This is a genomic window from Salinivibrio costicola subsp. alcaliphilus, assembly GCF_001996185.1.
Taxonomy (GTDB): Bacteria; Pseudomonadota; Gammaproteobacteria; order Enterobacterales; family Vibrionaceae; genus Salinivibrio; species Salinivibrio costicola.
The window spans coordinates 1-266 of the sequence record NZ_MUFR01000202.1; the positions used below are offsets into that span (position 1 = coordinate 1).

Consider the following 266-nt stretch of genomic DNA (forward strand, 5'->3'; position numbering starts at 1 on the left):
TGATGCCACTCGCTCGCACTGGTTAATTGAATCAATGCACTGGCAACTCGATGTTGGATTAAAAGAAGACGCATGCCGAATTAGGGTAGATGACCGAGCGGAAGTTTTTGCACGAATAAGGCAGATGGTTTTGAATTTATTAAAGCAAGAGAAGAGTTTCAAAGCCGGCATTCAACGCAAGCGAATGATGTGCGCGATGGACCAAGAGTACTTAGCGACCGTGCTGGGAAGCCTTTCATGACGCGGATGTTCATGCGTTTTCCGTG

General features: G+C 47.0%; 1 protein-coding gene. It reads left to right on the forward strand.

Annotated features, from left to right (window positions below):
- Positions 1–241 (forward strand): transposase family protein (locus BZJ21_RS15870; protein ID WP_131826339.1); only part of this gene is annotated, 241 nt, incomplete at its 5' end.
- Positions 242–266 lie beyond the last annotated feature (25 nt).